Here is a 7,478-nt window from a genome sequence, read left to right as displayed (position 1 = left end):
ATGGCGACGTGCCGGAGCTTCGAAATGTACCGAGAGCCGGTCGGCAAACGCATCCGGACCACTGTGGTCCTGGCCGACGATCCAGGCGGAGACCCAGCGGGCCGGCAGGTGATGTGACCAGGGCGGCAGCCATGCCCCCCGCGCCGTGACCGCCGCTCCCGCGCACGCCTCTCCACACCGTCGGCCGCGGTGAGCGGCGCGGGCCCTGACCCGCTGGACGGACGCCACCCCCATCACGTACGGCGCGGTGCGCATGTCGAATGGAACTGGGCCGCCGCTTTTGGGCGGGCACATGGCAGTGCGTTGAGTTCCGCCACACCAACGGCGCTCCCTGCGCGCAGATCCACCGCTGAGTCCCGGAGCGGGGCACACAGCCGTGCCCGCGGAACGCTACGGGGGTGTGGCGGGCTGGTGGTGGCGGGCGAGGGCGGCCTGGAGTTCTGAGGCCAGGTCTGCGGGCAGCGCGGCGATCTGGTGGAGTTTGGTGTTGGTGTGCTGGGAGATCTCCCGCAGGACGGTGAAGCCGTCGGCGGGCGCGATGGGTCCCAGCACGGTCAGTACGCCGATGGCCTGGTCGACGACTGCGTGCGCGGCAACGGCCTCGGAGAGTTGCTCGTTCTCCGCCCGCAGCCGTTCCACCTCGTTGCGCAGCGCCTTGGCTGTGGCGGTGGCCGGAGTGGCGGCGGCGGTGGTGGTGGCCGGGTTGGTGCTGGGGCCGGATGCTGTGGGGGCTGTTGGAGGGTTCATCGGTTCGCCGTCCCAGCGCGGCGCATAAGGGGCTGTCATGGGTTTCGTCTGCCCGGACGGGCTTTCAGCATCCTTCCGGGCTGGCCGGCCCGCAACACAGGGACCGCGCGGCCGGGTGACGTCGGGCCGCGTGGCCCCTGTGTGGGGGCTGCGCTTTCGAACCCCGTCCGGGCCGGGTATCCGGTGACCCGTCAGCCATGCTCGCGCGGACCGAGGAGTTGTTCCTTCAGCCCGGCGGCGGGGCCGGGTTCAGGGGTGGAGGGCGTGGGGGAGGGTGGGGTGGCATTCGATGACGGCATCGATGCCGACGAGCCGGATGGGGCGCAGCACGGCAGCGCTGGGAGCGGCCAGGCGCAGCCATCCGCCGGCTGCGGTGAGGTCGTGGTGGGCGGCGAGCAGGAGGTTGATGCCGCTGGAATCCATGAACCGCACACCCCTCAGGTCGATGACGACGCGCGGCCCGCGGTCCGCGCTCGCCTGGAGAGCCTGTTGGAGAACGGGACCGCTGTGGTGGTCGATCTCCCCTTCGAGGCTGATCACGCGGATCCCGTCGCGCTCGCCGGTCACGGCCGACAGCCCGCCGGCTGCCGTCGTGTGTTCGGTGTCCGTCATTGCTGCTCCCTCAGCCCTCTGGGTTGTGCGCGGACGGTCCGCCTCGGGAGCCTGCCCGGAATCCCGGTAGGGATACCTGTGCGGTGCGGCATGCGCCGGGCTGACGGAGAAGGGCCGGGCAGCACGAGCCCCGGGCGGCCGGGCCCGGGGCTCAGTCGCGTCCTCGTGGGAGTGGGACGACGCGGTGCCGTGTTCAACGACACCGCCTTGGCACGGTCACTGCGGCAGGGTTCAGGCACGGGTGTCGACGAACCGCACGGAGGGGGGCGGGTTCGGTGACCGGGGGAGGAGGGGGGCGTCATCGCAGGGTCCGTTCCGGGTGCCGTGTTCCAGCCACCGCGACCGCAGGGTGTCGGCCCCGCTGGCGCGCTGGTTCGGGCCGCGCCGTCCAGGGTGTCGGCGGGTTGACGGTGCTGTTTTGTCGGTCGGTGCCGTCAGTGGTGCGGGGCCCGGACCTGGTTGGTCCGGGCCCCGCGGTGTGTGGTGTGGGTGGTTGTCAGGTGGTGGGGGTGTTGATGCGGTGGATGGTGGTGGGGGTGGTGGTGCGGTTTCCGGTGGTGTCGATGCCGAAGCGGCCGGTGGCGGCGGGGATGGCTTTGTCGGGCAGGGCGTAGAGCTGGTCGCGTACGGCGTAGGAGTTGGGGGTGGGGCCGGTGGGGGAGGCGGCGTTGTGGATGGCGGTGGCGGCGGTGGTGATGGCGTCGTAGGCGAGGACGGCCCAATAGCCGTGGGTGGCGTCGGCGGGCGGGAACTGCCGGCCGTGGTGGGTGGCGGTGAAGGCCTGGGTGTAGGCGTTGTAGAGGCTGTGGTCGGGGCGCGAGGCGCTGCTGAGCTGTGCGGAGCTGGGGAAGGTCGCGTACAGGACGGTGAGGGGTGCGTCCTTGTCGTGCAGCGCCCGCGTCTTCGGGTCGAGGGCTGCGGCGTCGGAGCCGGTGACGACGGTGATGTGCTGGCGGTGGCAGCTGCGGCGGCCGAGTGCGGTGAGGAAGTCGGGCAGGTACTTCTCGCGGGCGGCGAAGTACACGGTGTCGATGGACGTGCCGGTGCTGCAGATGTTCTGGCCGATGGTGGGCAGGATCGCTGCCGGTCCGCTGCGCGGGTCGAAGCTGAAGTCCGCGCCGGGGTCGAGGTGCTGGCGCAGGCCGTCGACGGTCTGGAAGCCGTGGTAGATGGACTCGGTGTAGTAGTCGGTGGTGCCATCGGGGGTGACCGAGGTCCGCACCAGGGCCGCGGAGCGCTGAGTGCCCGGCAGTTCCTTGCCGAGCACGGTCAGCTGGGTTGAGTCGGTGAGGGTGATGCGCACGAGCCCGTTGATGGGGCCCTTGCCGTCGACCGTGCCGGTGGTGTCGAAGCCGTCCGCGGTGATGAGGTCGGCGACCATGGGGATGTCTGCCGTGCTGAGCGAGCGGGCGGCGTCCACGGACTCCTGCCGGCTCAGTCCCATACCGGCCACGGCGACCGGGCGGCTGGTGCTCTTCGCCGCCTTGAGCCGGTCCACGCTGTCCTTCCACTGCGCCTCGCCGTCGCCCATGTTGGCCAGCACCAGGCGGATCTTGGGGAAGCTGTTCTGCCGGTTCTGCTGCTCGACGGCCGTGTAGGCGCCCTCGATCTCGGCCACGTACTGGCCGATGGCCAGGTCCTTGGAGGTGTCCTTCACGGTCATGGGTGCCAGGAACGCCACCGTCACGTAGTTGTCCGACCTGGTGACGTTGCTGTTCTCCGCGCCGATGGCGGTCAGCACCGGGGCGAGGGCGCGGCCGAAGATGTCCGAGCCGTCGCTGCCGTCGGTGATGCCGGTGCACTCGCCGTCGGAGCCGGTCACCAGGTCCGGGTTGGACGTGCCGCAGTGCTGGTCGCGCTGGTGATAGTCCCAGGCGGCCACACCGCCGAGGACGAGCGCCAGGACCGCCGTGCAGGCGATCAGGCCCCGCTTGTGCTTCCCCAGCCGTGATGAGAGAGCACGCAGTGGCTCGCGGCGGGCCCTGAGCTGTTTGTTTACGGGGGTGCTGCTTGGCGGGGCGTCCGGGTTCACCGGAGCGCTGCCGTCCCTGACGGCGGTCCAGGCCGTGTGCCAGTCGGCCACCTTGTCCGCTGGCTCGTCGCAGGCGGTGACGAGATTCTCGACGAACTCCCACTCGGGCAGCTGGTCGTTTTTCAGCTTGGAGTGGACGGTCGTTTTGGACAGCCTTTTCGATCCCGACGCGTTGGTCTTCCGGTCGATCTCCTCGAACGTCAGGTCCTTGTGCGTCAGCAGCTGCCGGAGCGCCTGACGGAATTCACGCTGGTCTGCGATACGCAGCGGATCCGGCGCCGCGCCGGGGGAGGGGGCCATCACAAGCCCTGCTCGGACACGGAGGTGTGCTGGCCCTCCAGCCAGGACGCGATCCGGGCCGCCGCGGCACCGGCCGCCAGGACGACACCGAGGATGCCCGCGGCCGACTGGCCTCCTGCCGTGCCGACGGTGACGACGACCACGACCAGCACGAAGAGGCCGACCCGGTGGCCTGCTGTCAGGTCCGCGGCGCACAGCGCCCGCCCTGCCGCCGACCCCGTCTGTCCTCGCTGCCTGTCCGTGCAATACATACGATGCGACATGGAGAATTCCCCTGCCTTTCCTGGGCGCGGCATGACATCGCCGGCACATGAGGCTCCGCCGCGGTTACCGGCCGTCCTGCGGAGCAAATGAAGCGAACACCGAAAGCTTCACAGCTATCTTCCCGTCGGATCAAGCGGCCGTCCTGGGAAATTCCAAACCGGACAATCCCGGTCAGCGGCTGACCGGTGTTCTTATTTTCCGGCCGCTCTGGCTTTGATTCCCGACTCGCCTCCGACCCGCCTCCCACGGGACCGTCCGGCCGCCGGGCAGCCCGGAGGCGAAGTCCCAGCCGACGGGAACCGCCACGGCCACATAGTCCAAGCACTCACAGGAAACCACTGTGACCTGCACTTATGGTGTTCCGGACGTGTTCCGGACGTCCGGAACATCCATTTGATCTTGCATCCCGGACCGCATAATGATGAGCTGACAACGTTGCCTGGCGACACCCCGACAGCACCGTCCTGTCTTCCTGGGCGCGGCGGCCCGGCCGTACGGGGAAAAGAGGGGGCTCCTGTTACCGGCAGGAGCCCCCTCGCATCATCCTTAACCGTTCACGTGTCCCGGACCTCAGGTATTTATCCGGAATGAAAAAGACGTTCCTGAGAGAGGATTTCTTCTCCAGCGAAAACCTTTACTGGCTGCCCGGAAAGGAAGCCGGGGAAATCCGGACCGGACTCCTGCGGATAGGCGAGGACGCCGCTGGGTGGTGCGCTGGCATCCGGAGCGGAGGCCGACACGGACGCCGGGGCAAGGCCAGCGCAGCGCGGACAGGTCCTGTTCGAGGCGGTCAGCGCAAGTCGTCCCCTCGGCAGGATGACGGGCGGGTCAGCGCGGTCGTGATGTGTCACGCTCGCGGGCGTGAACATCACGCGCCGTAGCCTTGGCCCCGAGGCGGGCCGCGGTGGAGATGGCCAGGGCCATCACCCGGTCTTCGTTCGGCCCACGCCCCAAGCAGTCCCGGGAGCGCCCTGAGCCTCGTCGACGTGCGCGCAGGTCGATGCTGAGGCTGATGGGGGCGGACAGGATGACGGGATGTCTGCTGCCGAACGTCCACTGCCTCGTGCCCGGGAGCCGCTCATGACGGTTCCTTCCACCGGGACAGGGAGGGGACCACCGCGGCAGCACGAACTCAATCGCCCTGCGGGCGCGCCGGGTTCCTGGTGCCGACGTGGCGCGTCAATGTGCTGCCGTCACCGCTGCGTTGCGCACTCTGCCCGGCGAGGGCCACGCGGCCGTGGTCCAGCTGACCCCGATGCCACGAGAGTTCCTCCCGCCGGTCGTTCAGGCAGGTGGCGCGCCATTAAATCCTGCCCGGTTGTCAGTGCCAGTGGCGACACTTGATCCATGACGTTCGACCGTGCCGATGCGGCGCCGCCCGTGCTGATCCCCTCCGGGTCGGCGTTCAATCCGATGGTGCTGGCCCGGCGGATGCTGCTGCCCGTCCTCGATACCAACGCGCTGCTGGTCGAAGCCTGCGCCCTGGCCAAGAACGGCGGGCGGCAGGACCGGGTCACCGCGCTGGCCGTCACCGGCCGTGCTACCCCGTACATCGCCGCGCACGTCCCCGGCGAAGTCGACGAACACCTGGCCAAAGTGGCCGCCGACATCGGAGCGTCCGAACGGCAGGCGCGCCTCGTTCTCGATCAGCAGATCCTGCCCGCGCGGCGGGCAGCTGGTACCAGGTACGTATTGGTGACTGGAGCTATTCCTGGGCAATCGACGGAATGCTTTGACCTGCTGGAACGTGGCCGTTGGTAGGTGGTGATCCCGCGTAGAGATACGGAGATTTCCGGTGGACCGCCGTACGCCGACGTGTGACTGAGCACGCTATCTGGCCAGCCTGGCCAACTGTCGCGTTAAGGACGCCGTCGCGTCGGCTGGTGACCTTTCAGCTTGTTGATCTTTATCAACGGTGAAGCCGGGGTCGCCGGTGTGGGCGGGCGCGTGGTCCGCCAGATGAGGTGAGGTAGAGGAATGCGTCGAATTCTTGCTGCGGCAGGAGCCGTTGCCGCGGTACTCGCAGCTGCAGCGCTCCCCGTGCAGGCGAACGCTGATGAGGCCAAGACCGTCAAGGTCGGGTGCGGTACGAAACGAGCGCAGGAACTGCGCAAGGCGTTGATCAAAACGGCCCCGTTCGGGCAGCCCGTCACGGTGCACCTGGCCGAGGGATGCACCTACACCTACCCGGGCAACAAGAAGTACTTCTCGGTTCCCAGCGGGCGGACGATCATCGGTCACGGCGCGACTCTCCGGGGCCGCACGAAGGACCAGGCGGTACTGAGGCCCCTGACCAGCACTGCACGGATCACCCTGCAGGACCTGACTCTGGCCGGGCCGGCGAGGTGCGTGAGGGTGCCGGTCGGCTCTCACTTCACGTTCAAGAACGTCAAGATGCACTGCAGCGATGCGCACATGACGGTCGAGAAAGATGCCACGGTCGACCTGCTCGGGGATACCGAGCTGCGGGGCACTGGCAAGGCTGTGTCGTGGCGGAGTGAAGGTGGGGGACTGGTCATCTCCCGCGGAGCCACCGTGCACATGCGCGACCAGGCCAAGATCACCAACTGGGCCGTGTCGACCAGCATGATCGACCACCCTGCAGGAGGCGGCACAGAGTCGGAGGCCGGCAAGTACGCCACGACCACCACATACACCCCGTACAGAGCGGCACACAGCAGCCATGTGGGCGGCACCGGGGCCGGAGTGTGGAACCAAGGGACGCTCACGGTCGAGGACCAGGCCAAAATCACCGGCAACAAGATCGTACGCACCACGCAACAGCCCAAGTACCCCCTGGATGCCGACCCCTGGGACACCTACAAGGGCGGCGGCATCTACAACACCGAAGGGGCCAAGGCCACCGTCGTACCCGGCTCCGTCACCGGCAACCAGCCCGACCAGTGTGCGGGTCCCGCCCCAGTCACCGGCTGCACCAATTGATCCCAGCGGTCCTGGGCCGGCCCGGCCGGCCCAGGACCGCCGTTCTCGTCAGGTGACGACCTGAACGTTGTCGGCCTGGGGCCCTTGGGGCCCGCCGTGACCTCGAACTCCACCTTCGGGTCCTCCTCCAGAGCGCAGTAGCCCCCCGACTGGACCGCGGAGAAGTGGACGAACACGTCGGTTCTGGCGCTGGCCACCGAGTTCACCTTCCAGGAACAGCCCAAGATCCCCAAGCAGGTCCCGCGTTCCCAACCTGGGAACGCAGCACGGAGTGAACGCCGACGGACACGCGGCGGCCGCGGCTGATTCCTCCCATGCATTCCGTCACCCCACGAGCCGCATTTCGTCGGTTCCCCTTCCTCTGCCGAGGTCCTCATTAGTCAAGCGTGAAGTGCTTGCTGCGTTGTCAGTCTGGGGTTGCTGCTGGGCTTGACCATCGAAGCTTCCACCACGGAACAGCGTGAGGACCCCGGCGCCTGCCGGGGTCCTCACGCTGTTTGTGTGCCTTGTCAGTGGCTGGCGGCGAGTTCGCCGGTGAGCTTGCCGTGGAGGTCGGCGCTGGGGTCGTTCAGGCCGGTGA

7 protein-coding genes are annotated in these 7,478 nt (G+C 68.5%); 2 read left to right on the top strand and 5 right to left on the bottom strand.

Going from position 1 to position 7,478, the window contains the following annotated elements:
* Positions 1-390: 390 nt before the first annotated feature.
* The 4 genes from ACIRB1_RS47010 to ACIRB1_RS46995 form a co-directional block, all read right to left on the bottom strand.
* On the bottom strand, positions 391-786 hold the full coding sequence (locus ACIRB1_RS47010; protein ID WP_403470109.1) for an ANTAR domain-containing protein: 396 nt from the start codon (positions 784-786) through the stop codon (positions 391-393).
* 210 nt (positions 787-996) lie between these two features.
* Positions 997-1,359, bottom strand: a complete 363-nt coding sequence (locus ACIRB1_RS47005) for an STAS domain-containing protein (protein ID WP_403470108.1) — start codon at positions 1,357-1,359, stop codon at positions 997-999.
* Positions 1,360-1,855: 496 nt separating this feature from the next.
* Positions 1,856-3,691 (bottom strand): hypothetical protein, encoded by a 1,836-nt coding sequence (locus tag ACIRB1_RS47000; protein WP_403470107.1) that lies wholly within the window; start codon positions 3,689-3,691, stop codon positions 1,856-1,858.
* A complete protein-coding gene (locus ACIRB1_RS46995; RefSeq protein WP_403470106.1) occupies positions 3,691-3,954 on the bottom strand; it encodes a hypothetical protein in 264 nt (87 codons plus the stop codon). The genes ACIRB1_RS47000 and ACIRB1_RS46995 overlap by 1 nt, the downstream gene beginning before the upstream one ends.
* 1,348 nt (positions 3,955-5,302) lie before the next feature.
* On the opposite strand from ACIRB1_RS46995, the gene ACIRB1_RS46990 reads away from it, so the two are divergent.
* Together ACIRB1_RS46990 and ACIRB1_RS46985 are read left to right on the top strand one after the other, a co-directional pair.
* Positions 5,303-5,716: a hypothetical protein gene (locus ACIRB1_RS46990; protein WP_403470105.1), complete on the top strand. Its 414-nt coding sequence runs from the start codon at positions 5,303-5,305 to the stop codon at positions 5,714-5,716.
* 279 nt (positions 5,717-5,995) lie between these two features.
* Complete coding sequence (locus tag ACIRB1_RS46985; RefSeq protein WP_403470104.1) at positions 5,996-6,898, top strand: hypothetical protein; 903 nt, start codon at positions 5,996-5,998, stop codon at positions 6,896-6,898.
* On the opposite strand, the gene ACIRB1_RS46980 is transcribed toward ACIRB1_RS46985, so the two are convergent.
* On the bottom strand, positions 6,793-7,218 hold the full coding sequence (locus ACIRB1_RS46980) for a cold shock domain-containing protein (protein WP_403470110.1): 426 nt from the start codon (positions 7,216-7,218) through the stop codon (positions 6,793-6,795). The two genes, ACIRB1_RS46985 and ACIRB1_RS46980, sit on opposite strands and share 106 nt — an antisense overlap.
* Positions 7,219-7,478: the final 260 nt, after the last annotated feature.

The sequence above is a fragment of the Streptomyces sp. NPDC096013 genome (assembly GCF_044763565.1).
Taxonomy (GTDB): Bacteria; Actinomycetota; Actinomycetes; order Streptomycetales; family Streptomycetaceae; genus Streptomyces.
Note: the sequence above shows the minus strand (reverse complement) of the source record. Positions and strands in the feature narration are given on the sequence as shown.

What these genes read in the sequence shown, in the direction of transcription:
- ACIRB1_RS47010 (WP_403470109.1), bottom strand. Translation starts at nt 786, where the DNA reads ATGACAGCCCCTTATGCGCCGCGCTGGGACGGCGAACCGATGAACCCT.
- ACIRB1_RS47005 (WP_403470108.1), bottom strand. Translation starts at nt 1,359, where the DNA reads ATGACGGACACCGAACACACGACGGCAGCCGGCGGGCTGTCGGCCGTG.
- ACIRB1_RS47000 (WP_403470107.1), bottom strand. Translation starts at nt 3,691, where the DNA reads ATGGCCCCCTCCCCCGGCGCGGCGCCGGATCCGCTGCGTATCGCAGAC.
- ACIRB1_RS46995 (WP_403470106.1), bottom strand. Translation starts at nt 3,954, where the DNA reads ATGTCGCATCGTATGTATTGCACGGACAGGCAGCGAGGACAGACGGGG.
- ACIRB1_RS46990 (WP_403470105.1), top strand. Translation starts at nt 5,303, where the DNA reads ATGACGTTCGACCGTGCCGATGCGGCGCCGCCCGTGCTGATCCCCTCC.
- ACIRB1_RS46980 (WP_403470110.1), bottom strand. Translation starts at nt 7,218, where the DNA reads ATGCATGGGAGGAATCAGCCGCGGCCGCCGCGTGTCCGTCGGCGTTCA.